Source organism: Streptomyces flavovariabilis (genome assembly GCF_000725785.1).
Taxonomy (GTDB): Bacteria; Actinomycetota; Actinomycetes; order Streptomycetales; family Streptomycetaceae; genus Streptomyces; species Streptomyces hawaiiensis.
In genome coordinates this window covers 374,562-400,791 of the sequence record NZ_JNXD01000011.1, presented here as the reverse complement: position 1 = coordinate 400,791, position 26,230 = coordinate 374,562, and the positions used below count along the sequence as shown (strand labels likewise).

At 71.4% G+C, this 26,230-nt stretch carries 22 protein-coding genes and 1 tRNA gene; 16 read left to right on the top strand and 7 right to left on the bottom strand.

Annotated elements, in window-relative coordinates:
• Positions 1 to 86: 86 nt before the first annotated feature.
• Positions 87 to 443 carry a PRC-barrel domain-containing protein gene (locus IO24_RS0121240; protein WP_031137745.1) on the top strand — a complete coding sequence of 119 codons (357 nt, stop codon included), beginning with the start codon at positions 87 to 89 and terminating at the stop codon, positions 441 to 443.
• Between the two features lie 159 nt (positions 444 to 602).
• Here the strand turns inward: IO24_RS0121240 and IO24_RS47655 are convergent, their stop codons facing one another.
• From IO24_RS47655 to IO24_RS0121220, 3 genes are all read right to left on the bottom strand, one after another.
• A complete protein-coding gene (locus tag IO24_RS47655; protein ID WP_425274860.1) occupies positions 603 to 911 on the bottom strand; it encodes a hypothetical protein in 309 nt (102 codons plus the stop codon).
• A gap of 849 nt (positions 912 to 1,760) precedes the next feature.
• Positions 1,761 to 1,847, bottom strand: a tRNA-Ser gene (locus tag IO24_RS0121225).
• Between the two features lie 63 nt (positions 1,848 to 1,910).
• The gene (locus tag IO24_RS0121220; RefSeq protein WP_031137744.1) at positions 1,911 to 3,341 is read right to left on the bottom strand and encodes a S1C family serine protease; all 1,431 of its coding nucleotides are present in this window, start codon (positions 3,339 to 3,341) and stop codon (positions 1,911 to 1,913) included.
• Positions 3,342 to 3,628: 287 nt separating this feature from the next.
• On the opposite strand from IO24_RS0121220, the gene IO24_RS0121215 reads away from it, so the two are divergent.
• From IO24_RS0121215 to IO24_RS0121205, 3 genes are all read left to right on the top strand, one after another.
• The gene (locus IO24_RS0121215) at positions 3,629 to 4,456 is read left to right on the top strand and encodes a glycerophosphodiester phosphodiesterase (protein ID WP_031137743.1); all 828 of its coding nucleotides are present in this window, start codon (positions 3,629 to 3,631) and stop codon (positions 4,454 to 4,456) included.
• Positions 4,457 to 4,624: 168 nt separating this feature from the next.
• On the top strand, positions 4,625 to 5,263 hold the full coding sequence (locus tag IO24_RS40905) for an ATP-binding protein (protein WP_037668100.1): 639 nt from the start codon (positions 4,625 to 4,627) through the stop codon (positions 5,261 to 5,263).
• 108 nt (positions 5,264 to 5,371) lie between these two features.
• Complete coding sequence (locus IO24_RS0121205; protein WP_031137741.1) at positions 5,372 to 6,361, top strand: DUF5926 family protein; 990 nt, start codon at positions 5,372 to 5,374, stop codon at positions 6,359 to 6,361.
• 231 nt (positions 6,362 to 6,592) lie between these two features.
• Here the strand turns inward: IO24_RS0121205 and IO24_RS0121200 are convergent, their stop codons facing one another.
• Positions 6,593 to 7,216: a hypothetical protein gene (locus IO24_RS0121200; protein WP_045295995.1), complete on the bottom strand. Its 624-nt coding sequence runs from the start codon at positions 7,214 to 7,216 to the stop codon at positions 6,593 to 6,595.
• A gap of 55 nt (positions 7,217 to 7,271) precedes the next feature.
• Entirely contained in the window at positions 7,272 to 7,937 is a 666-nt protein-coding gene (locus IO24_RS0121195; protein ID WP_031137739.1) for a bifunctional DNA primase/polymerase, read from the bottom strand.
• A 502-nt stretch (positions 7,938 to 8,439) separates the two neighbouring features.
• Here IO24_RS0121195 and IO24_RS0121190 point away from each other — a divergent pair.
• Entirely contained in the window at positions 8,440 to 9,954 is a 1,515-nt protein-coding gene (locus tag IO24_RS0121190; RefSeq protein ID WP_078899065.1) for a PP2C family protein-serine/threonine phosphatase, read from the top strand.
• Positions 9,955 to 10,036: 82 nt separating this feature from the next.
• A complete protein-coding gene (locus IO24_RS0121185) occupies positions 10,037 to 11,494 on the top strand; it encodes an aminopeptidase P family protein (RefSeq protein ID WP_107062994.1) in 1,458 nt (485 codons plus the stop codon).
• On the opposite strand, the gene IO24_RS0121180 is transcribed toward IO24_RS0121185, so the two are convergent.
• Positions 11,484 to 12,374: a triphosphoribosyl-dephospho-CoA synthase gene (locus tag IO24_RS0121180; RefSeq protein WP_037668097.1), complete on the bottom strand. Its 891-nt coding sequence runs from the start codon at positions 12,372 to 12,374 to the stop codon at positions 11,484 to 11,486. The genes IO24_RS0121185 and IO24_RS0121180 overlap by 11 nt on opposite strands.
• Positions 12,375 to 12,550: 176 nt before the next feature.
• Here IO24_RS0121180 and IO24_RS0121175 point away from each other — a divergent pair, with 176 nt between their 5' ends.
• The gene (locus tag IO24_RS0121175; RefSeq protein ID WP_031137735.1) at positions 12,551 to 15,544 is read left to right on the top strand and encodes a glycine--tRNA ligase; all 2,994 of its coding nucleotides are present in this window, start codon (positions 12,551 to 12,553) and stop codon (positions 15,542 to 15,544) included.
• A gap of 107 nt (positions 15,545 to 15,651) precedes the next feature.
• Here IO24_RS0121175 and IO24_RS0121170 read toward each other — a convergent pair whose 3' ends face one another.
• The gene (locus IO24_RS0121170; protein ID WP_031137734.1) at positions 15,652 to 16,116 is read right to left on the bottom strand and encodes an ATP-binding protein; all 465 of its coding nucleotides are present in this window, start codon (positions 16,114 to 16,116) and stop codon (positions 15,652 to 15,654) included.
• A gap of 244 nt (positions 16,117 to 16,360) precedes the next feature.
• Between IO24_RS0121170 and IO24_RS0121165 the strand changes: the two genes are divergently transcribed.
• The 9 genes from IO24_RS0121165 to IO24_RS0121125 all read left to right on the top strand — a co-directional run bounded on the left by IO24_RS0121165 (position 16,361) and on the right by IO24_RS0121125 (position 26,223).
• Complete coding sequence (locus tag IO24_RS0121165) at positions 16,361 to 17,182, top strand: hypothetical protein (RefSeq protein WP_031137733.1); 822 nt, start codon at positions 16,361 to 16,363, stop codon at positions 17,180 to 17,182.
• Positions 17,183 to 17,301: 119 nt separating this feature from the next.
• Positions 17,302 to 18,036 carry a YcnI family copper-binding membrane protein gene (locus IO24_RS0121160; RefSeq protein WP_031137732.1) on the top strand — a complete coding sequence of 245 codons (735 nt, stop codon included), beginning with the start codon at positions 17,302 to 17,304 and terminating at the stop codon, positions 18,034 to 18,036.
• Positions 18,037 to 18,128: 92 nt separating this feature from the next.
• Entirely contained in the window at positions 18,129 to 18,782 is a 654-nt protein-coding gene (locus IO24_RS0121155; protein ID WP_031137731.1) for an SCO family protein, read from the top strand.
• A complete protein-coding gene (locus IO24_RS0121150) occupies positions 18,779 to 19,252 on the top strand; it encodes a copper chaperone PCu(A)C (protein WP_031137730.1) in 474 nt (157 codons plus the stop codon). The genes IO24_RS0121155 and IO24_RS0121150 overlap by 4 nt, the downstream gene beginning before the upstream one ends.
• Before the next feature lie 13 nt (positions 19,253 to 19,265).
• Complete coding sequence (locus tag IO24_RS0121145) at positions 19,266 to 21,320, top strand: copper resistance CopC/CopD family protein (protein ID WP_031137729.1); 2,055 nt, start codon at positions 19,266 to 19,268, stop codon at positions 21,318 to 21,320.
• 6 nt (positions 21,321 to 21,326) lie between these two features.
• Positions 21,327 to 22,616 carry an iron uptake transporter deferrochelatase/peroxidase subunit gene (gene efeB, locus IO24_RS0121140; protein WP_031137728.1) on the top strand — a complete coding sequence of 430 codons (1,290 nt, stop codon included), beginning with the start codon at positions 21,327 to 21,329 and terminating at the stop codon, positions 22,614 to 22,616.
• Between the two features lie 62 nt (positions 22,617 to 22,678).
• Positions 22,679 to 23,611: a prephenate dehydratase gene (pheA, locus tag IO24_RS0121135; RefSeq protein WP_031137727.1), complete on the top strand. Its 933-nt coding sequence runs from the start codon at positions 22,679 to 22,681 to the stop codon at positions 23,609 to 23,611.
• Positions 23,612 to 24,130: 519 nt separating this feature from the next.
• On the top strand, positions 24,131 to 25,408 hold the full coding sequence (serS, locus tag IO24_RS0121130; protein ID WP_037668095.1) for a serine--tRNA ligase: 1,278 nt from the start codon (positions 24,131 to 24,133) through the stop codon (positions 25,406 to 25,408).
• The gene (locus IO24_RS0121125; protein WP_031137725.1) at positions 25,405 to 26,223 is read left to right on the top strand and encodes an HAD family hydrolase; all 819 of its coding nucleotides are present in this window, start codon (positions 25,405 to 25,407) and stop codon (positions 26,221 to 26,223) included. The genes serS and IO24_RS0121125 overlap by 4 nt, the downstream gene beginning before the upstream one ends.
• Positions 26,224 to 26,230: the final 7 nt, after the last annotated feature.

Genomic DNA, 26,230 nt, shown 5'->3' with positions numbered 1-26,230 from the left:
ACAATGGGCCACCGAGGTTCAGCAGGCTGTGACTGCCCGCAGGGGCGGCTCGAACCGGCCCGGATCAACGGCTCAGGAGGCAGGCCATGATCCATTCAGCCGATATCCGCGAGTGGCGCAACCGCAGCGTCGTCGACCCGAAGGGCCACAAGATCGGCGTGCTCGAAGCGGTCTACGTGGACACCACCACCGACGAACCGGCCATGGCCACAGTCCGCACCGGACTCCCCACCCGCCACCACCTGGCCTTCGTACCCCTCGACGAGGCAATCCTCGGGCCCGGCTACGTCAAGGTCTCCTACGCCAAGACACTGGTGAAGAAGGCACCCTCGGTCGGCATGGACGACATCCTGCCCGCCGAGTCAGAGGAAGCAATCTTCCAGCACTACGACATGCCCTACCGGACGGGCGCAGGCGGCGAACGGCAACTCGCACGCCGCTGATCGCCCGCCCTCAGCCACCCTTGGGAGGCGTACGCGTCATGGCCCTCTTGCTGCTTCTCGTTCTGGTCGCGGTAGTGCTGGGAATCATCGGAGTAGCGGCGGAGGGGCTGGGCTACTTGTTGATCATCGGCATCGTGATTCTCGTGGCCGCTCTGGCCCTCATCGCCGTGCGCTGGTCCCAGCGCACCGGTCGCCGCCCCATCCGATGACACCGTCAACCACGGCGAGCACCGCGATCACGGTCGGCCACCACCAGCCCTCTTCCCGCCACCGGGTGCGTCCCTCGGTGCCCAGCACCACATCGTCCGGCCCGCGGAAGAGCGACCAGCCCGGCACGCCGAAACCCCAGTGACGCTGCAGATCCAGCCCGCCCGTGGGAAGCGATCTTCGCGACAACCGGTCGGCGACGGTGGTCGCACCGCGCTCCCCGCGGGGAATGCCGGGACGTCGATCGACTTCACCGGTCACTGCCGCCAGTCTCCCCGAGCCCGTCGCCGGTCATCGCGGATCCGATCCTGCCGGTCTCCCCGACGGATCCACCGTTGGTCCACCCGCACTGGTCGACCATGCGACACAGCCGGATCAAGGTGCGCGGCCCGCGCTCACGGCAATGCCTCCGGTGGGGGATCGGTCGGCACCGGGATGGAGGGGGCGCCGCCGCCGACTGCGGATCCGGCCCGAAGCAGGTCAATTGTTGTCGGCCGAGATGTCCGAGCGCATGGCACCTCTGGTCTCCAGACGCAGTTCCAGGTACCTGCGTGTCAGTTCCTCGAACTCATCGCTGTCAAGACGCGCCCCCGCGCTCACGGCATCGCGCATCATTCGCACTGCCCGACTACATTCCTCAGCCGGGCGAACGACGGAGGGTGGCGCGAGAAGCTCCAACTCATGGCGCGATGCGTAGCAGTGGGTGTAGGCCGACCGTGTCAGCCGGTACCGCTCGCCCGCATCAAGGCCGGACGTGGCGGCAATGTTCCGCAGATCGCTGCCAGCTTGGGCATGGGCCGCGAGAAACCTTGAGTAGAGCTCCCGCCGTGTCCTGTGCCACTCAGACACCGCCTCTCGCCGCGCCCTTCTGTGCTCCACGAGAAGTGCCGATCCCAGAGCAATCACGCCACCAGTAAGTGTTGCAAGGAGGGATATCCAGGCCACTTCGGAACGGTACAAGCGTCAGACGCGGGTGCCCAGTGGGCGTGCCCCAGCCGTGCCCGATAGAGCGGTAAGCATTGGGGAGCGCCGGGCAGTCACAGAGTCCCAGCATGAGAACGGCCCCCGACCGGAACCACAGGTCAGGGGCCGTTCTCACTGCTCATCGCGCGGAGGCGGTGGGATTTGAACCCACGGTGACATCGCTGCCACGACGGTTTTCAAGACCGTTCCCTTAGGCCGCTCGGGCACACCTCCCCGCGCCGACCGTGATCGGCGGCGCGGGGACAAGGGTAACGGGTCGGTGCGGGCGGGTGGGGGTCAGTTGTCGCCGACGCGGGAGCCGAGCGTGACGTCGACCGTGTGCTGCTTGCCGTCGCGCTCGTAGGTGATCGTGACCTTGTCGCCGGGCTGGTGGGTCCAGATCTCGCCGATCAGGGTGGGGCCGGAGTCGATGACCCGGTCGTCGAGCTTGGTGATGACGTCGCCCGGCTTGAGGCCCGCCTTGGCGGCCGGGCCGCCTGGCTCGACCGGTGTGGCGGCGCCGCCCGCGCCCTGCTTGGAGATCTGCGCCCCGCCCGCAGTGTCGTCCAGGGAGACGGACGCGCCGATCTTCGCGTACACCGGCTTGCCGTTCTTGATCAGCTCCTGGGCGACGTACTTGGCCTGGTTGATCGGGATGGCGAAGCCCAGGCCGATCGAGCCCGACTGGCCGGTGCCGAAGCCGCCGTTGCCGGTGGACTGGATCGCGGAGTTGATGCCGATGACATTGCCCCGCGCGTCCAGCAGCGGGCCGCCGGAGTTGCCCGGGTTGATCGAGGCGTCGGTCTGCAGGGCGCTCATGTACGACGCCTGGCTGCCGCTGCCGTCGCTGGAGGCGACCGGGCGGTTCTTGGCGCTGATGATGCCCGTCGTCACCGTGTCGGACAGACCGAACGGGGCGCCGATCGCGATGGTGGAGTCACCGACGGCCACCTTGTCCGAGTCGCCGAGGGTGAGCGGCTTCAGGTCGGAGGGGGCGTCCTTGAGCTTGATGACCGCCACGTCGTAGCCCTGCGCGTGACCGACCACCTCGGCGTCGTACTTCTTGCCGCTCGGGAAGGTCGCCGTGAGCTTGCCGCCGTCCACCGCGTCCGCCACCACGTGGTTGTTGGTGACGATGTGGCCCTGCTTGTCGAAGACGAAGCCGGTGCCGGTGCCGCCCTCGCCGCTGGTGCTCTCGGCCTCGATCGTGACCGTGCTCGGCAGCGCCTTGGCGGCGACGCCCGCGGTCGTGCCCGGGTCGCGCTTGACGTCGCCGCCGTTAGCGGAAGCCGAGACCGTCGTCGAACCGGTGCTCTCGTCGTTGTCCTTGGCCAGCACGTAGCCGATCCCGCCGCCCATGCCGCCCGCGACCAGCGCGGCCACCAGGATCGCGGCGACCAGACCACCGCGTCCGCGGCCGGACTTCGGCGCCGGCTGCTGGTACGACGAACCCCAGCCGCCCGAGCCGGAGCCGGAACCGCCGTCGCCGTACGGGGCGGTCGGCGGCGGGGGCGGGGGCCAGGACGGGTCGGGGGCGGAAGAGGAGACGCCGGGGTGGCCGGCGTCGCCGGAGGCGCTCTGCCCGTGCGGGGCCTGGCCCTGGGCGTCCTGCCCGTACGGCCCCTGGGGAGCCTGTGCCCGGGGCGCCGAGGCAGCGGGAGCGTCCACCGGCACGGGGGGTGCGGACGGGGCGGGGGGTACCGCGGTGCCCTCGTTCTCGGTGCTCACAGCTTCTCTCCTAGATCCACGGCTGTTTTCCGGGTCGCACTCGGTCGCGCTTTTCGCGCCGGTCGACGGGACCGGCGCGATAGAACTGTGCTTGTCCCTTTGTATGCCGTCAGCTTTTCCCACCGGCCGTCAGAGCACCATAAGCGGTGGCTGTGCGTCCGAGGCCATTCTTTATATAGGTCATTACCGGCGAAAAGGATGCAATCCCAATGCCTCCGTCCGGCCCCGCGCATCCGTCGAGTCCGTCCGACCGGACGCCTACCCCCACTCGGTGGCACCATGACGCGGTGACCCACGCACGACAGCATGTGATTCAAGTCGTCGCCCACCGCGGAGCCTCCGAGGACGCCCCGGAACACACCCTGGCCGCGTACACCAAGGCGATCGAGGACGGCGCGGACGCCCTCGAGTGCGATGTGCGCCTCACGGCCGACGGCCACTTGGTGTGCGTACACGACCGCCGGATCAACCGTACGTCCAACGGCCGCGGGGCGGTCTCCGCGCTGGAGCTCGCCGACCTCGCCGCCCTGGACTTCGGCTCCTGGAAGACCGGCGAGACCTGGAAGGGACGCGACGAGGAACCCGACTGGGAGCACCGCCCGGAGGACCGTGAGGCGACCTCCGTCCTCACCCTGGAGCGGCTGCTGGAGCTCGTCGCCGACGCCGGGCGCCGCGTGGAACTGGCCATCGAGACCAAGCACCCCACACGCTGGGCGGGGCAGGTCGAGGACCGGCTGCTGGTCCTGCTGAAGCGGTTCGGCCTCGACGCCCCGGCCTCCGCGGAGGAGTCACAGGTGCGGGTCATGAGCTTCTCGGCCCGCTCGCTGCACCGCGTGCACGCCGCCTCGCCGACGCTTCCGACGGTCCATCTGACACAGTTCCTCACCCCCCGGCTGCGCGACGGACGGCTGCCCCCGGGCGTGCGGATCGCGGGCCCCTCCATCCGGATCGTGCGCAACCACCCCGTGTACATCGAGCGCCTGAAGCAGGCCGGGCACCGGGTGCACGTGTGGACCGTGAACGAGCCCGAGGACGTGGACCATTGCGTCGGGCTGGGCGTCGACGCCATCATCACCAACCGCCCGCGCGCGGTGCTGGACCAGCTCGGCCGCTGACATCCCACCCGGCATCACCAACCTCTCAAGTCCCATCAGACTCACGCACACCTCTTGACCCCGGGCACAGCCGGGCGGGATCCTCCCTTCTCGGCCACACCGATGGCTTCCAGCCACTTGATTACAGGGAGTGCTCCGGCGCGTTCGATCCGTATTCGGTCGTGGTGAATGCGTCACCGGACGTGGATCGGCCGGTTTCCGGTACAGGCCAATGGGGCATCCACACCGTGGCGTGGGGCGAAGGAGGTCTCGGGGGTGGCGTTGGTGGTGGCACAGGAGGTGCCCACGTCGTCGAGCATGGCCGTACCCCATGGCCCTGCGGGCGTGGGGAAAGCGCGACACCGGATGCGTACGCAGTTGCGCGGAGGCGGAGTCGCGGAATCGGTCATCGACGACGCCGTACTCATCCTTTCCGAACTCTTGAGCAACGCGTGCAAGCACGGCAGACCCCTGGGCGACGCGCTGTCCGGCGACGGTGACGTCCGTGCCGCATGGCGCGTGGACCCGGCCGGCCGGCTCATCGTCGAGGTCACGGACGGGGGCGGCCCGACCCGCCCCGCCCCCGCGACCCCGTCGGTCACGGCGCACGGCGGCCGCGGGCTGAACATCATCACCGCGCTCGCCGACGACTGGGGCGTGCGGGACGACGTCCGCGGCGAAGTCACCGTGTGGGTCATCGTCCACGACGACGTCCACGACCCGGACGCGGGCCACCGCCGCGACGACTTCGCCACGCGCGTCACCGCCCCCGCGGTCTCCCGGATACCCGGACTGGACTTCGCGGGCGCCTTCGACGACATGGACTGAGCCCGTACGCCGCGCTGGAACGGTGTTGTCCACAGGATCCCGTGGCCCGGGGCACGAACGGCTAGGCTCGCGACCGTACGAGACGAGCCGTAACCGGGAGACCCATCGATGGCCAAGAAGCGACCCCAGACGAAGGCCAAGCGCCCGCAGACCACGGGCGGAGCCCGCACGGCAGGTGCTGAGGGAGACGTTCCGGTCGTCGGTGCCCGTGAGCCCTGCCCCTGCGGCAGCGGCCGCCGCTACAAGGCCTGTCACGGCCGGGCCGCCTCCCACGCCGCGACGGAGCTGGTGCACCGCCCCTTCGAAGGCCTGCCCGGGGAGTGCGACTGGGTGGCCCTGCGCGAGCTGGTCCCGGCGGCCACGGTCGAGCTGACCCTCAAGGACGGCCTGCCCGAGGGCGTCCCGGCGGTCACGCTCGCCACGGTCCTGCCGATGGCCTGGCCCGCCCTGCGCCGCGACGACGGCTCGGTCCTGCTCGGCCTGCAGAACGACACCTCCTCCGGCGACATCAGCCGCGACCTCGCCGACACCCTCCAGCGCGCCCTGGAAGCCCGGCCCGGCACACCCGTCCAGGGCCGCCGCGCCCCGGCCGACAGCCCGCGGCTGCAGGATCTGCTCGACCCCGAGGGCGCGTTCGAGCCAGAAGTGCACAGCGGCTTCGAGTTCTGGGTGCCGGACCCGGAGAACGCCACGCCCGACGTGACCGCCTCCCTGGAGCGGGCCAACGCCGCGGCCATCCCGACCGTCAAGCTCCAGGGCGTGGACGCCGCGTACTGGTGCGAGACGCCGGAGAAGAACCACCTGCGGTGGGTCATGCCGCACGCCGAGGAGCTTCTTCTGGACGCCCTCGCGCGGCTGCACGCCGCGGGCCGCTCCAGTCTCGGCGAGGGCACCCGCCTGGTGGGTTCCTTCCGCGCTCACGGGCTCACGGTGCCGGTCTGGGACCTGCCGAGCGGGGTCACCGCCGAGGACGTGGAGAAGCCGGCGGCGGAGTTCGCCGAGCGCCTCGCCGCCGCCCTGGCGACGGACACGCCGCTCACCGCGGACGAGCGCCGCGCCCGTGGCGGCCTCACCAACCGGCAGGTCACGCTCAGCTGACGCCCGACCCGGTACCCGGCCGGCCCCGCACCGGCCGGCCGGGTCGCCGCGCCCTCTCAGATGCACAACTCCCGGTGCGGACAAGCCAGTCCGTGACCGGAAAGGCAAGTTCGAATTTGCGAACCGCCGATCTCTTGTTACCGTTCGTGTAGCCCGGTTGCTGGTGCATCCCCCGTCGCCAGCAACCGGGTTCTTTCGTGCCCGTTTCCGTTCACGGAACGAAGCCGCTCGTCAACTGCCCGTTCTCGCAGGCGAGTTGCTCCCCGAGCGCAGCAGCAGCGGTCCGAGCCCGCCCCGCTCGGCGAACTCCGCGACAGCCGTGTAGGCCGACGGAACCCCGCGTGCGGGCTCCCGGGGCGTCTCACACGCCCCCGGCTCGTCCTCCGCCCTCACGGCGCACGTCATCCGCACGCTCCGGTCATCAGGACCCATCAGGCTCAGTACGGCGTCGAGCGCCTCGCCCGTCGCGTTGCGGTAGTAGGTCCGTGCCCAGGTCTCCGCACCCTGCGTCACCACACAGGTCTGCGCCTCGATGCCGTCGGGCGAGGAGAGTTCGGGCCCGCAGCGCACGGCGGTCGACAGGCCCTGCCCGAGCACCGGGAGGCCGGGGGCGGCGGAAGGGGCCCCGGGTGCCTTGTCGTCGGCGCGCGGCGAGGGACGCGAGGCACGGGAACCGGACGCGCGGACATCGGCGTCCACCGAGCCCACGGCACCCTTGTGCCCCGCGGACCCCACGGACCCCGCGGACGTCACCGCCGGCGGCAGTGCGACCGCGCACGCCACCGCGACGCCCGCGAGGACGAGCAGTCTGGTCTTTCGGAGGTCCCGGGAGCGCCCCCGGGCGTGACGCCGCATGGTTCCGGAACTTAACGCGCCCGGGCGGGCGCCGGGCTCGGCGCGCCCGACAGCCCTACAACTCGGGCGCGCTCACACCCGTACGAGTGAGGGCTTCCACCACGGCGTCCACCACGGCCTCGACATCGGGCACCCACGGCGAGGCCGAGCCGGGCAGCGGCGCGCGCTCCCAGCGGATCTCGCCCTGGCCCGTCTCGGACGGGGGCAGGGCGAGGTAGCCGCCCTCACCGTGGAAGCGGAGAGAGCCGGGCACGAAGTCCTTGGCGTAGAGCAGTTCGCCGAGCTGCTCCATGGAGTACGGCTTGACGAGGATCGCCCAGCGGGCGGGGGAGGCGACGACCGGGCCGAGCCGCATGCCCATCTGGTCGAGCGCCTTGAGGGCCCGGGCGGCCGGCAGAGCCGGCAGGGAGACCGCGCAGGGGGCGTGGCCGCCGGTGGCCAGGACGATCGGCGCCGTCGGCCGGTTGCCCCACCACCAGCGGATCATGCGGCCGTCGGTGGTGGCCGCGAGGAGGCCGGGGTCGAAGGGGTGCGCGCCGGGCACCGTGCAGTCGGGGTCGGGGCAGCTGCAGCGGGAGTGCCCCTGCGGGTCCGCCGCCACGCCCGGGAGTACGGGCCACTGCCATTGAGTCGCGTAGGTCAGGGCCGCGCCGATCAGCTCAGGCCTCCCGTCGCTACGCCGGGACAGGAGCCTGCGTCGCCTTCCGAGGATCTCGCGCATGAGCGCTCGTTCCTTTCCGTTGCACGCCGGCAACACCGTGGTCCACATCACATCATGTGTCGATCACTTCACTGTGCGTACCTGTTGGCGCATCACACCCCTGCCTGAAGCAAGGGGAACCCCTATGGGTCGAGCATTGGGCTGCCTCCGCGGCCGCCCGCCCATACTGCGTCTACCGAAAGCACGGGCGTGGCGTAGGGGTGGCGAAGTATGGCGTTTGCCGTCGCGCGTATTTCTCTCCGCCTCCGCCACGGGAGGATGGGGCACGGTCGTCGGTGGATAGGACGCCCGGTTCCGTCACCAGGTTCCGGGCGGTTCCCAACCACCCCTGGCCTTTACCGAGTACGTACCCATCACGACCGTTGTGACGCTCCGTCGAGCGAGCCCAGTCGACCGCAATAAGCCGTCCCCTGAGGCAGTTTTAGGCCAACTTCGCATTTCCGCAAGAGGAAGGGGAGTTGTTCCCTCGGACCTCACGGACACCAGGAATCCCGGCAGGACAATGCTGGACATCTCCTCACGAGTGCGTGTACATGTGGAGACACTGCTAGCGACGCAGAACGACATGGGGGTTTGCGATGCTTTTGAGCAGTACGTACCGGTTGGAAGGCCGGACGCCATGAACGCTCCGCACCCTCCGAAAGTGGCTGGAATCGATTCAACGGTTCCGGCGCCAGCACACACTGTCGCGCCCGTCACGGCGCCTTCGGCCCCGGCCGCCCCCGCAAATCCCCCGGCCCCTCCCGGTGCGGTGCTCCAGGACCGTCTCGCCGGCTGGGTCTCCGACCTCACCACCCTGCACGAGCTCACCGAGCGCCTGGCCCGCACGGCCACGCTCGACGAGGCCCTCCAGGAAATGCTGCGGGCCGGCGCCGCCCTGGTGGGCGCCCGGCGCGGCCTCGTCGTCCTGGAACCCGGTGACGGACTCGGCCCGGACACCACCATCGGCCTGGGCCTCGCCCGCGCCGATCTCGGCCACATCGAGACGGTCCCGCGCAGCGCCCTGTCCTACGGACGGATCCTCGAAGGGCTGCCGGGCGGCGAGGGCGGCATCGCCGTCCCCGACCTGTTCGCCGAGGAGGGGCTCGACCCCCGCCACCGCGAGGTCGCGGCCCGCCTCGGCTACGCCGCCAGCTACGCCCTCCCGCTGACCACCGACACCGCCGACCGGCTCGGCGCCGTCGTCTGGCTCTACGACGAGCCCGCCGAACCGGGCGAGCGGCAGCGCCACCTCTGTGGCCTCTACGCGCGGTACGCCGCCGAGCACCTGGCCCGCCTCCTCGAACTGGAACGCACCCGCACGTCCATGGCCACGATGACCGACGAGCTGCTGCCCGCGCGGCTGCCCCGGGTCGCCGGTGTCCAGCTCGCCGCCCGGCGCCACACCGGCCCGCGCGGCGGCGGCGACTGGTACGACGCGCTGCCGCTGCCCGACGCCGCCCTCGGCCTCGCCGTCGGATCCGTCACCGGGTCGGGCCCGAGCGCGGTCGCCGCGATGGGGCGGCTGCGGGCGTCGCTGCGCGCGTACGCCGTGATGGAGGGGGAGGACCCGGTCGCCGTCCTGTCCGACCTGGAGCTGCTGATGCGGCTGACCGAGCCCGCCCGCTCGGCCACGGCCCTGTTCGGCTACTGCGAACCGGCCGCGCGCAAGATCACGCTGGCCGGCGCCGGGCACAGTCCGCCCCTGCTGATCGGACAGCGCCGCACGGAGTTCGTCGAGACGTCCGTCTCCGCCCCACTGGGCATGCTCGCCTGCTGGGAGGCGCCGAGCGTGGAGATCCTCGCCGAGCCCGGAGAGACGGTTCTGCTCTACACCGACGGGCTGCTGCACCGCACCGGCGAGGTCACCGACCGCGCCTTCGCCCGGCTGCACACGGCGGCGGCCGGAGTGCCCCGGGCCCTGCGCGGCGACCCCGGCGCGATCGCCGACCACGTCCTGCGGAGCGTGCTGCCGGACGGGCTGGACGCGGCGGAGGGTGTGGAGGACGTCGTCCTGCTGGCCGTCCGGTTCGAGTAACGCTCCTCGTCATCGCCCTGAGGCCGCTTCCGTGCCGCCGTACAGTGGACGGTGGTCCAGTGGCGTATCGAGGAGGATGACCGTGGCCGAGGAGCTCACACCGGCGACCCCGGACGAGAGCGAAGAGCCGATCAAGCAGCGGAAGAACGGACTGTACCCCGGCGTGTCCGACGAGCTGGCCGAGAACATGAAGAGCGGCTGGGCCGACACCGAGCTGCGCGACCTCGAGCCCATCCCCCAGGCCGCCGAGACCGCTGCCCGCCGGGCCGCGCTCTCCGCGCGCTTCCCGGGTGAGCGTCTGGTGATCCCCGCGGGCAACCTGAAGACCCGCTCGAACGACACCGAGTACGCCTTCCGGGCCTCCGTCGAGTACGCCTACCTCACCGGCAACCAGACCGAGGACGGCGTCCTGGTCCTGGAGCCCAAGGACGAGGGGCACGAGGCGACGATCTACCTCCTGCCGCGGTCCGACCGGGAGAACGGCGAGTTCTGGCTGGACGGCCAGGGCGAGCTGTGGGTCGGCCGCCGGCACTCCCTCACCGAGGCCGGGCAGCTGTACGGCATCCCCGCCTCCGACGTGCGCGAGCTGGCCGGCGCCCTGCGCGAGGCCACCGGGCCGGTGCGGGTCGTGCGCGGCCACGACGCCGGCATCGAGGCCGCCCTGACCGACAAGGTCACCGCCGAGCGCGACGAGGAGCTGCGGGTCTTCCTCTCCGAGGCGCGACTGGTCAAGGACGAGTTCGAGGTCGGCGAACTGCAGAAGGCGGTCGACTCGACCGTGCGCGGCTTCGAGGACGTGGTGAAGGTCCTCGACAAGGCCGAGGCGACCTCCGAGCGGTACATCGAGGGCACGTTCTTCCTCCGTGCGCGCGTGGAGGGCAACGACGTCGGCTACGGCACGATCGCCGCGGCCGGGCCGCACGCCTGCACGCTGCACTGGGTGCGCAACGACGGGGCCGTGCGCTCGGGCGAGCTGCTGCTGCTCGACGCGGGTGTGGAGACGCACACGTACTACACGGCCGACGTGACGCGCACGCTGCCGATCAACGGCCGGTTCAGCGAGATCCAGCGCAAGATCTACGACGCCGTGTACGAGGCCCAGGAGGCCGGTATCGCGGCGGTCAAGCCCGGGGCGAAGTACCGCGACTTCCATGACGCCGCGCAGCGGGTGCTGGCCGAGAGGCTCGTCGAGTGGGGTCTGGTCGAGGGCCCCGTGGAGCGGGTGCTGGAGCTGGGGCTGCAGCGGCGCTGGACCCTGCACGGGACCGGGCACATGCTCGGCATGGACGTGCACGACTGCGCGGCGGCGCGGGTCGAGGCGTACGTGGACGGTGTCCTCGAGCCGGGGATGTGCCTGACCGTCGAACCCGGGCTGTACTTCCAGGCCGACGACCTGACGGTGCCGGAGGAGTACCGGGGCATCGGTGTGCGGATCGAGGACGACATCCTCGTGACGGAGGACGGCAACCGGAATCTGAGTGCCGCGCTGCCGCGGCGGTCCGACGAGGTCGAGGCGTGGATGGCCGCCCTCAAGGCCTGAGTTCCGGGCGCGGGTGTGTGGGGGCTGGTCGCGCAGTTCCCCGCGCCCCTGCAAGCCTGAGGGCGTCCAGGAACAGCACGCCTGCAAGCAGAGCCCCGCTGCCCCTTGGGGTCCAGGTGCGTTCCGTGAGGTCGGTGTCCAGGGCTCTCAGCGCCGCCTCGCCGGGCTCCGTGGCCGTACCGCCCGCGTCCAGGACCCCGCGCGCACCCGCCTGGACATGACGTAGCCCCATGGGTCCCGCCGTGTACAGCAGTTCCGTGTCCTGGAGCGTGCACATCACCGTGAGCAGGGCGTCCAGCCGGGCCTGGGGTTCCGGGGCGCCCTGGGCGCGTGACGTGGTGAGGGCGGTCAGGGCGCGGCGGACGTGGGGGAATCCGGCCCTGGCCTCCCCCCTCGCGCCGGCCGCGCCGTAGCGGGCCGACATGGTGGATCCACGGGAGGGGCGGCGCGGGGCGCGGCGGTCCGGGTGGGCTGCGATGCGCTTGGCCAGGGCCGTCGTCTCGGTGGGCGCGGCACCAGGTCGCAGCGCCACCGCCGCGACCAGCAGACCCAGCGTCCACAGGGCGCCCCGGTGGCCGCCGCCCGCCAGCGCCACGGTGTGTTCCGTGGAGCGGCCGATCGCGCCCAGGTCCGCGCGGAGCCGGGCACCGGGCTCACCCGTGCGGCGGGCCGTGGCGGCCATCGCCGTGAGGCCGGGGAGCAGTGCCCCGGCCGACCAGCGCAGGGAGCTGTGATCCCGGCGGGTGGCCCGGGCCGTCAGATCGCGCGGGTCGGGCAGGCCCGGCTTGGGCGCCAGGGCCAGCTGGCCGACCAGTGCGTCGACGGCGGTCCGGGCGAGCGCCTCGTCCTCGCGGTGGTAGCCGTGCTGCGTTCCCGTCATGGCACCGGGAATGTAGGGGTGCCACCCGTCAGGGGCATGAGGCCCGGCTGTGGACCACCTGTGCAGGAGCCGCGAGCGTCCGACCGGTCGGTCAAGAAACAGCAGGTCAGCGGTAGTTGACGTGTGAGATCATGGCCGACCTTGCCGGTCCGACTCGGGGAACAGGCGCGATCATCATGAAGAACGTTCAGACGGCGCTGACCATGCAGGACGCCATTCTCACCCTGCAGAAGTACTGGAGCGACAACGGCTGCATGATCACGCAGCCGCTGAACACCGAGGTCGGAGCCGGTACGGCCAACCCGGCCACGGCACTGCGGGTGCTCGGCCCCGAGCCGTGGAGCGTCGCCTACGTGGAGCCGAGCGTGCGGCCGGACGACTCGCGCTACGGCGAGAACCCCAACCGGCTCCAGACCCACACGCAGTTCCAGGTGATCCTCAAGCCCGACCCGGGCAACCCGCAGGAGCTGTACCTGGGCAGTCTGCGCGCTCTGGGTGTCGACCTGAACGCGCACGACGTGCGGTTCGTCGAGGACAACTGGGCCTCGCCCGCGCTCGGCGCCTGGGGGCTGGGCTGGGAGGTCTGGCTGGACGGCATGGAGATCACCCAGTTCACGTACTTCCAGCAGGTCGGCGGCGTCGCCCTGGACCCAGTGTCGGTGGAGATCACGTACGGGCTCGAACGCATCCTGATGAACCTTCAGGGTGTGTCCCACTTCAAGGACATCGCGTACGCGCCGGGCATCACCTACGGCGAGGTGTTCGGGCAGAACGAGTACGAGATGAGCCGTTACTACCTCGACGACGCCGACATCGACACCAACCACCGGCTGTTCGAGTCGTACGCGGCCGAGGCCCGGCGTCTGCTGGACCTGGAGCTGCCCGTCCCGGCGTACACGTACGTGCTGAAGTGCAGCCACACCTTCAACGTGCTCGACGCCCGCGGGGCGATCAGCACCACCGAGCGTGCCAAGGCGTTCTCGCTGATGCGGGGCCTGACGCACGAGACGGCCAAACTGTGGGAGCGGCGGCGGGCCGCGCTGGAGCATCCGCTCGGGCTGGCGGCGACGCCGGCTCCGGCCCAGCGGGCCATGCTGCCCAAGGTGCCCGGCGCCGAGACGCTGCTGTTCGAGATCGGCGTGGAGGAACTGCCCTACGCCGACGTCCCCGCCACCACCGAAGCGGTGCGCGAGTCGGTCACCGCCAAGCTCGCCGCGACCCGGCTGGGACACGGCGTGATCACCGTGATGGCCACACCGCGCCGGATCGTGATCACGGTCGACGGTGTGCAGCCGCGCGAGCGGGACACCATGCGGACCGTGCGCGGACCCAAGGCCGCCGCCGCGTACAAGGACGGTGCGCCGACTCCCGCGCTCCAAGGCTTCGCCCGCAGCCAGGGCGCCGAACCGGCCGACGTGCGCGTGGTCGAGGTCAACGGCGTCGAGTACGTGGCCGTCACCCGGCACGAAGAGGGGCGCCCGGCCGTCGAGGTGCTCAGCGAGCTGCTCGCCGAGGTCGTGTCCGGACTGCGGGCCGGGCGCAACATGCGCTGGAGCGACCCGGGGCTGTCGTTCTCGCGTCCCGTGCGCTGGCTGCTCGCGCTGCTGGGCCGTACTCCCCTGCCCGTGGTGGTCTCCTCGCTGTCGTCCGGCGACACGACGCGAGTGCAGCGGCAGGCGCCCTACCCGGAGGTCCGGGTGACCTCCGCCGAGGGCTACCCGCACTTCCTGCACATGCACGGCATCCTGCTCGACCGCGAGGCCCGGCGCGGGGCGGTCGTACGCGGTGCCCTGGAGGCCGCCGCCGAGGTGGGCGGGCGCATCGACGTGGAGGGCCAGGCCGGGCTGATCGACGAGATCACCGACATCCTGGAGTTCCCGTACGCCGTGCGGGGCTCGTTCGACGAGCGCTACCTCGAACTGCCCGCGAGCGTCCTGACCACCGTGATGCGCAAGCACCAGCGCTATCTGCCGGTACTGGACGGCGAGCGGCTCATGCCGCACTTCGTGACCTTCGCCAACGCCCTGTGCGACGACGACGTGGTGCGGGTGGGCAACGAGGCGGTGCTGCGGGCCCGTTACGAGGACGCCGCGTTCTTCTGGCGGGCGGACCTGAAGGTGGCGCCGGAGGAGTTCCGGCGGCGGCTGGACAAGCTGACCTTCGAGGACCGGCTCGGCACGGTCGCCGACCGCGCCGTACGGCTCGCCTCCCTCGCCCTGGACCTGGCCGGACGGGCCGGGCTCCCGGAGGAGGCGGTGGAGGTCGTACGGCGGGCCGGTGCGCTGGCCAAGTTCGACCTGGCGTCGCAGATGGTGATCGAGTTCTCCGGGCTTGCCGGGGTCATGGCGGAGGAGTACGCCCGCCGGTCCGGCGAGTCCGACGAGGTCGCCCGGGCGCTGGCCGAGATGGAGCTGCCCCGCTCCGCCGGTGGCGCCCTGCCGGCCGGTGACGCGGGGGCCGTGCTGTCCCTCGCCGACCGGTTCGACCTGGTGACGGGCATGTTCCTGATCGGCGCCGCGCCGACCGGGAGTTCCGACCCGTACGGGGTGCGCCGGGCCGCGATCGGGCTGCTCAACGTGTTGCGGAGCCTGCCCGCCGTGGCCGGGGTGCGGGTGAGCGAGGGGCTGCGCGCGGCGGCCGTACGGTATGCCGCGCAGGGCGTCGAGGTGCCCGCCCAGCGGGTCGCCGAAGCCGCCGAACTCATCACCCGGCGCTATGAACAGCAGCTCACGGACGCCGGGCACGAGCACCGGCTCGTCCAGGCCGTACTGGTGTGGGCCGACCGGCCCGCCCATGGCGATCGCACGCTGACCACGCTGGAGCGGCATGTCGGCAGCGAGGCGTTCGAGGCGCTCGCTGCCGCCTTCCAGCGGGTGGTGCGCATCCTGCCCGAGGGCGGTGTCCAGACGGCGGATGTGTCCCTGCTGACCGCGCCCGCCGAACTGCGTCTCGCCGAGAGCGCGCAGGCCGTGCGTGAGGCTCTGCAGGGACGGGAGGACGACCTCGGCGCGCTGATCGAGGTGTCCGCTCCGCTGATCGACGCGATCGGCACCTTCTTCGACGAGGTGCTGGTGATGGACCCCGACCCGGCACTCCGGGCGGCGCGGCTGGCGCTGCTGACGGAGGTGGCTGGGCTGGCCCGTACGACGCTGGACTGGGGGGCACTGTAGGGCGGCCGGTCACGGGCTGCCGGTCACGGGCTGCCGGTCACGGGCTGCCGGTCACGGGCTGCCGGTCACGGGCGGTGTTTCACGTGAAACACCGCCCCGCGGGGAGGTCAGACCGCCATCAGCGGTGCGCCGGAACGCCACTTCAGGACCTTGTCGAAGCTCACCACGGCTCCGCCCTGGCCCGGCTTGTTGCCGATGTGGACGTGGTCGGCGAGCTCCTCGATGAGACACAGCCCCCTGCCGTTCTCCGCGTCGGAGTGCGCGGGACGGATCGGCGGGCGGGACCGCCCGGCTGGGGCCGCGGGGAACCCCGGGCCGGCGTCGGCGACCTCGATCCGGCACTTCTCGCCGTCGAGGTACGCGGTGACCCGGTACGCCTCGGAACCCGGGCCGTGCCCCGTGTCCCCGCCGTGCTCCACGGCGTTGGCGCACGCCTCGCTGAGGGCGACGGAGAGGTCGTAGGAGATGTCCGGGTCGACGCCCGCGGTCTCCATCGTGCCGATCAGCAGACGGCGGGCGAGCGGCACGCTCGCAGCTTCGCGCCGCAGATGGAGTGACCACCAGATGCTCATGCTCCAGCCTCCTGGCTGCGGCTCGACATACCGTTACGTATTGCCCTGCATGCCCCTGTGTAAGCGTGAAGTTGACGTGATGCCGCCCATACGGCGGATGCGTGCTGGTTCTGATCGGTGTATGTGGGAGCGGGCAGCGGCGCATCCGGGGGCGCGCGGGGTCAGAGCATGACGTTCCGGTCGTACGGCATCTTGTGGACCTGCCGCACGAGGCCCGCGGGGCCAGTGCGATGATGAGCCCGCCATGCCTGCCCCCCACGCGCGCGCGACGCGCTCCGGACACACGCTCCGGATCCTGCGGGCCGCGGTGTTCGCCGCGGTCTGCGTCGTGCTGGCCGGGGCAGGTCACGCGCTCGCCTCCTGCGACGGCATCCCGCTGTGGACGCTGGGTGCCGGGTTCCTCGGGGTGGCCGCGGTGGTGGCTCCGCTCGCCGGGCGCGTCCGCTCGCTGGCGGGGATCACGGGATTGCTCGCGGTCGGCCAGACAGGGCTGCACACGCTGTTCGGTCTCGGCCAGCACGGTACGGCCGCCGTCACGTCCTCGGTCCCTGCGGGCGGAAGCGATGCCGCGCTGATCCAGCAGGCCGCCCGGTTCGTATGCGGCACGACCGCTGCGGCCATCAGCCCGGCGCAGGCCCAGCGGATCCTCACCGAAGCCCGGGTCCAACCGCCCACGGGGACGCACACGCATCTGGCCGCGGACGCCGTGTCCGGCTCGTCGGCCTCGCTGTGGCCGTCCCTGCCGATGCTGCTCGGTCATGTCCTCGCGGCGCTCGCCGCCGGATGGCTGCTGCGCCACGGCGACCTCGCTCTGCTGCGGCTCACCGAACTGTCGGCGCAGGGAGTCGCCGAGGGGGCGCTCGTGCGCTCCCTGCGGGGCGCTCTCGCGCTGGTACGCGCCCTGCGCGCCGGGCTCCCGGGAGCCCCGGAGGCCCGCCCGCGCCCGACGCACGCCGCGCGGCCCGCGCCCCCGATGCCCCTCACCATCGCGCTCCAGCACACGGTGATCCGGCGCGGCCCGCCGACCGCCACGGCTTCCGCAGCCGCACTCGCCCTCGCCGCCTGACGCGACGCGACCACCACCACTCCGCTCCCGCGGGGGAGGGGCCGCTGTCGTGCGGCCCGCGCGTGTGCGCGCATCCCTCCTTCCACATCCAGACCGACTCACAGCGGAGTGCTCCTTCCATGAAGGCTTCCCGTATCGCCGCGGCCGGTGCCGCCGCCGGTATCACCGTCCTCGCCCTGTCCGCCCCCGCCTTCGCGCACGTCACCGTGCAGCCCGAGGGCACGGCAGCCAAGGGCGGCTACGCGGTCGTGGACTTCAAGGTCCCCAACGAGCGTGACGACGCCTCGACCACCAAGCTCGAGGTCAACTTCCCGACCGACCACCCGCTGGCCTCGGTGATGCCGGAGCCCATGCCCGGCTGGAAGATCGAGGTCACCAAGTCCAAGCTGGACAAGCCGCTGGAGATGCACGGCGAGAAGATCACCGAGGCCGTCACCAAGGTCACCTGGACCGCCGACGGCAAGGGCATCGAGCCCGGCTACTTCGAGAAGTTCCCGCTCTCCGTCGGCCAGCTGCCCGAGGACACCGACCAGCTGGTCTTCAAGGCCCTGCAGACGTACTCCAACAAGGAGGTCGTCCGCTGGATCGAGGTGCCGCAGAAGGGCCAGGACGAGCCCGACAACCCGGCCCCGGTGCTGGAGCTGTCCGCCGCCGAGGACGGCCACCACGGCTCGGCGGCCGACGAGGAATCCGACGCCGAGTCTGCCGAGAAGGCCTCCGCCGACACCGCCGCCTCCGACTCCTCCGACGGCACCGACACGACCGCCCGCGTCCTGGGCATCGTCGGCATCGTGGTCGGCGCGGCGGGCGTCGCCTACGGCGTGCTCGCGGGGCGTCGGCGCACCAGCGCCTGAGCCTGTTTCCGTTGACGGCGAGCGCCGGATCCCCGCCTTCGGGCGGGGCACCCCGGTGCACGCCGGGTCACCGACATCTGGGACATTTTTCTATGCGCACCAAGACCTTCGCCGCGGCGGCACTGCTCGCCGCCGCCTCTCTGACCCTGACCGCCTGCGGCAGCGGCGACGACAGCGACAAGCCCGTCGCCGTGGTGTCGGAGGAGGCCGGTACCGACAAGGCCGCCACGGTCCTCGACAAGCCGTTCGAGAAGCCGGACCTGGTCCTCACCGACACACAGGGCAAGAAGTACGACCTCCGCGAGGAGACCGCGGGCAAGCCCACGCTGGTCTACTTCGGCTACACCCACTGCCCCGACGTCTGCCCGCTGACGATGAGCAACATCGCCGTCGCCAAGAAGCAGCTGCCCAAGGCCGAGCAGGACGAGCTGCGCGTGGTGTTCGTCACCACCGATCCCAAGCGCGACACCTCGGCCGAACTCGGCAAGTGGCTCAAGGGCATCGACTCCGACTTCGTCGGCCTCACCGGCGACTTCGCGACCATCCAGGCCGGCGCCCGCACCCTCGGCATCTCCATCGAGCCGACCACGAAGGACAAGAACGGCAAGCTCGTCTCCGAGCACGGCACCCAGGTCATCGCGTTCTCCCCGAAGACCGACGGCGGCTATGTGCTCTACGGCGAGGACGCCACCGTCGACGACTACACCAAGGACCTCCCCAAGATCGTCAAGGGGGAGAACCCGTGAGGCGGACGCTCGGCCCGGCGGCCCTCGTCATAGCCGGAGCGCTGGCTTTGGCGGGCTGCGGCGACTCGGACTCCGGCGGTGAGAGCGACTCGGGGAAGGCGGAACTCTCCGTCGGCTCCGCGTACATGCCGCAGCCGGTGTCCGACGACATGGCCGCCGGCTTCCTCACCGTGACCAACAAGGGCGGTGCCGCCGACGAGCTGACCTCGGTCACCAGTGACATCGCCGGGCAGGTCACGGTGCACGAGACCGTCGACGGGGCGATGCGGGAGGTCAAGAGCCTGAAGATCCCGGCGGGCGGCCGGCTGGAGCTGAAGAGCGGCGCCGACCACCTGATGTTCGAGCAGCTCAAGCGCGAGCCGAAGGAAGGCCAGACCGTCTCCGTCGAGCTGCGCTTCGCCCACTCCGACCCCGTGAAGGTCGACATGCCGGTGAAGCCGGCGACCTACACCCCGAAGACCGGACACTGAGGGAGGGACCACTGTGACGCAGACCATCGCCCCCCGCGTCCGGACACTGGTACTGCTGCTCCTGGCCGCGGCCTGCGCACTCCTCGCGGGAGCCGGCCCGGCCTCCGCGCACGCCGCGGTGACGGGCAGCGACCCCGGGCAGGGGGCGGTGGTCGACAAGGCCCCGGTCCGGATCTCGCTCACGTTCTCCGAGCAGGTCGCGATGTCCGACGACTCGCTGCGCGTGCTCGACCCCGAGGGCAAGCGCGTCGACACGGGCAAGCCGGCCAACGTCAGCGGCACGACGTACGCCGTGCCCCTGCGCTCGGGACTGCCCGACGGCACGTACACCGTGGCCTACCAGGTCGTCTCGGCGGACAGCCATCCCGTCGCCGGCGCCTGGACCTTCTCCATCGGCGCCCCCTCCAAGACGTCCGTGTCGGTCTCCGGGCAGTCGGCCGACGACGGGGTGGTGGGCTGGCTGTACGGCTTCGGGCGGTACGTGTCGTACGCCGGGTTCATCGTGATGGCCGGTGGCGCCGCCTTCGTGCTCGCCTGCTGGCGCCGCGGTGCCGGAGTGCGGCCGGTGCAGCGGTTCGTCGTCTCGGGGTGGGTCGCGCTCACCGCGGCGACCCTCGCCCTGCTGCTTCTGCGCGGCGCCTTCACTGGCACCGGGAAGGTCGCCGACATCTTCGACCTGTCCCTGCTCGGGCAGGTGCTGCAGACCAAGACCGGCGCGGCCCTGGTGTCCCGGCTGCTGCTGCTCGCCGCGGCGGCGCTGTTCATCGCCGTGCTGTTCGGGGCGTACGACAAGCGGGAAGACGCCCAGGAGAAGCGGGACCTGACCTTCGGGCTCTCGATCGGCGGCGTCGTCGTGGCGGCCGGTCTCGCGGCGAGCTGGGCGATGTCCGAGCACGCCTCGGTCGGCATCCAGGCGGGCATCGCCATGCCGGTCGACGTGCTCCACCTGCTGGCCGTGGCTGCCTGGCTCGGCGGACTGGGTGCGCTGCTGGTCGCCCTGTACCGGGCGCCCGCCGAGACGCCGGTCGACGCTCCGGCCGTCCGCCGCTTCTCCCAGGTCGCCTTCGGCAGCGTCCTCGCCCTGATCGCGACCGGGACGTACCAGTCCTGGCGCCAGCTCGGCTCCTGGTCGGCCTTCACCGACACCCGCTACGGCCAGTTCCTCCTGGCCAAGATCGGCCTCGTCGTCGTCATGGTCGGCGTCGCGTGGATCTCGCGCCGGTGGACGGGACGGCTGGCGGAGACGGTGCCGGCAGGGGCATCGACGGTACGGGAGAAAGAGCGGGTCGGCGCGAGGGAGGACGCCGCCGGGGATGCGGAGACCGCTGCCGTCGGCGACGGGAACACCTCCGGTGAGGGTGCCGGCGACGGCGACGGTGGCCCCGACACCGGTACCGGGCCTGCCGGCACCGGCTCCGACGAGCAGCCTGCTACCGGACCCGCCGGCACCGAAGGGCAGCCCGGCACCGGGCCCGCCGGCACCGAACGTGCCGCGCAGCTCGCCCGGCAGCAGGCCGCACGGGACGCCGCACGGCAGAAGCGGATGCGGGACGCGGACCCCAACCGCTTCGGGTTGCGGCGCTCGGTACTCGCCGAGGCCGGCATCGCGGTCGTACTGCTCGCCGTCACCACGGTGCTGACGCAGACCGAGCCGGGACGCACCGAGCAGGAGGCCAAGGCGGCCACCTCGTCCTCCGCGTCCTCCACCGCCGACGCCGGCGCGTCCGGGGCGCTGACCCTGAACATGCCGTTCGACACCGGCGGCGCGGACGGCAAGGGCATCGTCACCATCGACGTCGACCCGGCGCGCGTGGGCGGCAACGAGATGCACGTGTACGTGGAGCGGCCCCATGGCCGGGCCTTCGACATCCCCGAGGTGAAGGTCGAGTTCACCCTGAAAGCCAAGGACATCGGGCCCCTGCCCGTCGTCCCCGACCACATCGCTACCGGACACTGGTCGGCGAACGGAGTGCAGATCCCCATGGCCGGCGACTGGCAGGTCGACGTGACCGTGCGGACCTCCGACATCGACGAGGTGACCGTCTCCAAGAACGCGCAGATCGGCTGAACGACCATGCCTGACCAGTCCCCTCCGAAGACCCGCACCCCTGAGGCCACCACCCGGGACAGCGAAGCGGCCTCCGCCCACGGGGGCATCTCACGGCGGCGGCTGCTCGGCACCGCCGGTGCCACCGGGCTCGTCCTCGGCACGGCGGGCGCCGCCGTGGGCTACGCCGCCGCCCCCTCCGAAGCGGCTGCTCCGCTCACCTCGCTCGGCGCGGACCGGGCAATGTTTCACGGGAAACATCAGCCCGGCATCACCGACGGCCTCCAGGCACGCGGCCACGTCGTCGCCTTCGACCTGACGGCGGGCGCCGGGCGCAAGGAGGCCGCCGCCCTGCTCCGCCGCTGGTCGGAGACGGCCCGGCGGCTGATGGCGGGCGAGCCGAGCACCCACGACGACACCGACGTGGCCCGCGACGCCGGCCCCTCGTCGCTGACGATCACCTTCGGCTTCGGCCACAGCTTCTTTGCCAGGACGGGCCTGGAGGAGCAGCGTCCGGTCGCCCTCGACCCGCTGCCCGAGTTCTCCTCCGACCACCTCGACAAGAACCGCAGCAACGGCGACCTGTGGGTGCAGATCGGCGCCAACGACGCCCTGGTCGCCTTCCACGCCCTGCGCGCGATCCAGAAGGACGCCGGCCGGGCCGCCAAGGTGCGGTGGCAGATGAACGGCTTCAACCGCTCACCGGGCGCCACCTCCCACCCCATGACGGCCCGCAACCTGATGGGCCAGATCGACGGCACCCGCAATCCGAAGCCGAGCGAGGCCGACTTCGACCAGCGCATCTTCGTCCCCGAGAAGGGCGAGCCGGCCTGGATGGCGAACGGCTCCTATGCCGTCGTACGCCGGATCCGCATGCTCCTCGACGACTGGGAGAACCTCTCCGTCAGGGCACAGGAGGACGTGATCGGGCGCCGCAAGTCCGACGGGGCAGCGCTGTCCGGGGGCACCGAGACGACCGCGATGGACCTGGAGAAGACGGACGCCAAGGGCAACCTGGTCGTCCCCATCAACGCCCACGCCCGCATCACACGGCCCGACCAGAACGGCGGCGCGGCGATGCTCCGCCGCCCCTTCTCCTTCCACGACGGCATCGACACCGACGGGGTGCCCGACGCGGGCCTGCTCTTCATCTGCTGGCAGGCCGATCCCCTGCGCGGCTTCGTGCCGGTGCAGCGCAAGCTGGACCGCGGTGACGCCCTGTCGCAGTTCATCCGGCACGAATCGAGCGGGCTGTTCGCGGTGCCGGGCGGGGCCGCGGAGGGCGAATACGTGGGGCAGAGGTTGCTGGAGGGGTGAGAGTTCATCCCAGCGCGGGTTTGTGGGAGATAGCGCTTCCGCGGGCCCATTAGGGTGAGGTCATGCCAGCGAGCTATGCGTATCTCGGCCCCGAGGGCACCTTCACCGAAGTCGCCCTGCGCACGCTTCCGGAGGCCGCCACCCGGGAGCTGATCCCGTACGTGTCCGTCCAGTCCGCGCTCGACGCGGTACGCGTCGGCGAGGCCGAGGCCGCGTTCGTGCCTATCGAGAACTCCGTCGAGGGCGGCATCACCACCACTCTCGACGAGCTGGTCGCCGGCGCCCCGCTGATGATCTATCGCGAGGTGCTGCTGTCCATCACCTTCGCGCTGCTGGTCCGTCCGGGTACGAAGCTGTCGGACATCAAGACCGTCTCCGCACATCCGGCCGCGCAGCCGCAGGTGCGCAACTGGCTGAAGAAGCATCTCCCGGATGCGCACTGGGAGTCGGCCGCCTCGAACGCGGACGCCGCCCGCCTGGTTCAGGAGGGCCAGTACGACGCCGCCTTCGCGGGTGAGTTCGCGGCCGCCCGCTACGGCCTGGAGGCCCTGGAGACCGGGATCCACGACGCGGAGAACGCCCAGACCCGGTTCGTGCTGGTCGGCCGGCCCGCCCGGCCCGCGGCGCCGACCGGCGCGGACAAGACCTCCGTCGTGCTGTGGCAGCGCGACGACCACCCGGGTGGCCTGCGCGATCTGCTGGGCGAGTTCGCCACCCGCGGTATCAACCTGATGCTGCTCCAGTCCCGGCCCACCGGCGCGGGCATCGGCAACTACTGCTTCTGCATCGACGCCGAGGGCCACATCTCCGACCGCCGGGTGGCCGAGGCGCTGATGGGCCTGAAGCGGATCTGCCTCCAGGTGCGCTACCTCGGCTCCTACCCGCGCGCGGACATGCGGCCGGGGGATGTGCGGTCGCCGCGGCCGGGCACCTCCGACGAGGAGTTCGTGTCGGCGGCCGACTGGGTCGCGCGGTGCCAGGACGGCCGCTTCTAGGCCGATCGTACCTGCCGATTGTCGTTATCCACAGAAGTTATCCACAGGTCCGCTTCTCGACCTGGGGACAAGTCGACAACGAAGCGCCAGTCGGTCGACATATCGCCCTACTGGCCCCTGATGCGTCCATCGACAGGCAGGTCACCCTTCGTCCACTGTTTTCCCTTGCGTAACTCTTCGGGGTGACCTCTTTCCACTCGAAAGTGAGGGTAAAGCAGCTTTGTACGGGGAATTCCTGGGGGTGCCCGGGCCTTACGGAGTGATCAATTCCGAAGTCCACAGATCTTCCACACAGCCTGTGGATAACTTTTCGAGGGGTGTGGATTCCTGTGGACAACCGAAGCCCAAGTCCCGCCCCCCGCAAGGGATTCGCGTCAAGGCGACGCCCTTCGGGTGCCTCCTGACGGGGACGACGGGCCGTTTTATTGACACCCCACGTAATTCGCTCATAACGGTACGTATGCCACGCCGGTCATAGTGAGTCGTGGGCGGTCATCCCGCACCGGTAGCCTTGAGCGCGTGATTGACCTTCGCCTGCTCCGTGAGGACCCCGACCGTGTGCGCGCGTCGCAGCGCGCCCGTGGAGAGGACGTCGCGCTCGTCGACGCCCTCCTGTCTGCCGACGAGCGGCGCAGGTCGTCCGGCGTCCGCTTCGACGAGCTGCGCGCCGAGCAGAAGGCGCTCGGCAAGCTCATCCCCAAGGCGGCCGGCGACGAGAAGGCCGAACTGCTGAAGAAGGCGGGCCAGCTCGCCGCCGACGTCAAGGCGGCCGACGCGGACCGCGACGCGGCCGCGACCGAGACCCAGGAGCTGCTCCAGAGGCTCGGCAACCTCGTCCACCCGGACGTGCCCGTGGGCGGCGAGGAGGACTTCGTCACGCTCGAGACGCACGGCACGATCCGCGACTTCGCCGCCGAGGGCTTCGAGCCCAAGGACCACCTGGCGCTCGGCCAGATCCTCGGCGCGATCGACGTCGAGCGGGGCGCCAAGGTCTCCGGCTCGCGCTTCTACTTCCTGACGGGCGTCGGCGCGCTCCTGGAGCTCGCCCTGGTCAACGCGGCCATCGCGCAGGCCACCGCGGCCGGCTTCACCCCGATGCTGACCCCGGCGCTGGTCCGCCCCCAGTCCATGGCGGGCACGGGCTTCCTCGGCCAGGCCGCGCAGGACGTCTACCACCTCGCCGACGACGACCTCTACCTGGTCGGCACGTCCGAGGTGCCGCTCGCGGCGTACCACATGGACGAGATCCTCGACGCCGACCGCCTCCCCCTGCGCTACGCGGGCTTCTCGCCCTGCTTCCGCCGCGAGGCCGGCTCGCACGGCAAGGACACCCGGGGCATCTTCCGCGTGCACCAGTTCGACAAGGTCGAGATGTTCTCCTACGTCGCTCCCGAGGACTCGCAGGCCGAGCACCAGCGCCTGCTGGAGTGGGAGAAGCAGTGGCTGACCTCGCTGGAGCTGCCGTACCGCGTGATCGACGTGGCGAGCGCCGACCTGGGCTCCTCGGCCTCCCGCAAGTTCGACTGCGAGGCCTGGATCCCGACCCAGGGCAAGTACCGCGAGCTGACCTCCACCTCGGACTGCACCGAGTTCCAGTCCCGCCGCCTGTCGATCCGCGTCCGTGAGGGCAAGCAGGTCCGCCCGCTGGCCACGCTCAACGGCACGCTGTGCGCCGTCCCGCGCACCATCGTGGCGATCCTGGAGAACCACCAGCAGGCCGACGGTTCGGTGCGCGTGCCCGAGGTGCTGCGTCCGTACCTGGGCGGCCGGGAGGTCCTGGAGCCGGTGGCCAAGTGAGCGACACGGCTTCCCCGGACGGCTTCCCGTACCGGCTCGTCGCCACCGATCTCGACGGGACGCTGCTGCGCTCCGACGAGACGGTGTCGCCGCGCACCCGTGACGCCCTCGCCGCGGCCACCGCGAGGGGCGCCGCGCACATCGTCGTCACCGGCCGCGCGGTCCCGTGGACCCGGCACATCCTCGACGACCTCGGCTACCAGGGCCTGGCCGTCTGCGGCCAGGGCGCCCAGGTCTACGACGCCGGCGCGCACCGCCTGCTGACGTCGGTGACGCTGGACCGGCAGCTGGCCGGGGTGGCGCTGGCGAAGATCGAGGCGGAGGTCGGCCCGCTGTACCTCGCGGCGAGCCGTGACGGCCTGGACGGCGAGGTGCTGGTGGGGCCGGGCTACGCGGTCCAGGGCACCCTGCCCGCCACGCCCTTCACGGACGCGTCGGATCTGTGGACCGCGCCCCTGAACAAGCTGTACATCCAGCACCCGACACTGACCGACGACGAGCTCTGCGAGGCCGCGACGCGCACGGCCGGCGGTTTCGTCACCGTCACGATGGCGGGCGAGGGCATCGTCGAGCTCCTCCCCCTTGGTCTGTCCAAGGCGACGGGGCTGTCCCTGGCGGCGCGCCGGCTCGGGATGAAGGCGGCCGACACGATCGCCTTCGGCGACATGCCCAACGACATACCGATGTTCGCCTGGGCCTCCCACGGCGTCGCCATGGCGGACGCCCACGAGGAACTGAAGGCGGTGGCCGACGAGGTGACGTCCTCCCACGACGAGGACGGCATCGCGGTGGTGCTGGAGCGGTTGCTGGGCTGAGCGCCGG

Coding starts and splice junctions, on each gene's coding strand:
- IO24_RS0121240 (WP_031137745.1), top strand. CDS start 87: ATGATCCATTCAGCCGATATCCGCGAGTGGCGCAACCGCAGCGTCGTC.
- IO24_RS40905 (WP_037668100.1), top strand. CDS start 4,625: ATGCGTCACCGGACGTGGATCGGCCGGTTTCCGGTACAGGCCAATGGG.
- IO24_RS0121205 (WP_031137741.1), top strand. CDS start 5,372: ATGGCCAAGAAGCGACCCCAGACGAAGGCCAAGCGCCCGCAGACCACG.
- IO24_RS0121200 (WP_045295995.1), bottom strand. CDS start 7,216: ATGCGGCGTCACGCCCGGGGGCGCTCCCGGGACCTCCGAAAGACCAGA.
- IO24_RS0121195 (WP_031137739.1), bottom strand. CDS start 7,937: ATGCGCGAGATCCTCGGAAGGCGACGCAGGCTCCTGTCCCGGCGTAGC.
- IO24_RS0121190 (WP_078899065.1), top strand. CDS start 8,440: ATGCTGGACATCTCCTCACGAGTGCGTGTACATGTGGAGACACTGCTA.
- IO24_RS0121180 (WP_037668097.1), bottom strand. CDS start 12,374: ATGACGGGAACGCAGCACGGCTACCACCGCGAGGACGAGGCGCTCGCC.
- IO24_RS0121175 (WP_031137735.1), top strand. CDS start 12,551: ATGAAGAACGTTCAGACGGCGCTGACCATGCAGGACGCCATTCTCACC.
- IO24_RS0121170 (WP_031137734.1), bottom strand. CDS start 16,116: ATGAGCATCTGGTGGTCACTCCATCTGCGGCGCGAAGCTGCGAGCGTG.
- IO24_RS0121165 (WP_031137733.1), top strand. CDS start 16,361: ATGCCTGCCCCCCACGCGCGCGCGACGCGCTCCGGACACACGCTCCGG.
- IO24_RS0121160 (WP_031137732.1), top strand. CDS start 17,302: ATGAAGGCTTCCCGTATCGCCGCGGCCGGTGCCGCCGCCGGTATCACC.
- IO24_RS0121155 (WP_031137731.1), top strand. CDS start 18,129: ATGCGCACCAAGACCTTCGCCGCGGCGGCACTGCTCGCCGCCGCCTCT.
- efeB (WP_031137728.1), top strand. CDS start 21,327: ATGCCTGACCAGTCCCCTCCGAAGACCCGCACCCCTGAGGCCACCACC.
- pheA (WP_031137727.1), top strand. CDS start 22,679: ATGCCAGCGAGCTATGCGTATCTCGGCCCCGAGGGCACCTTCACCGAA.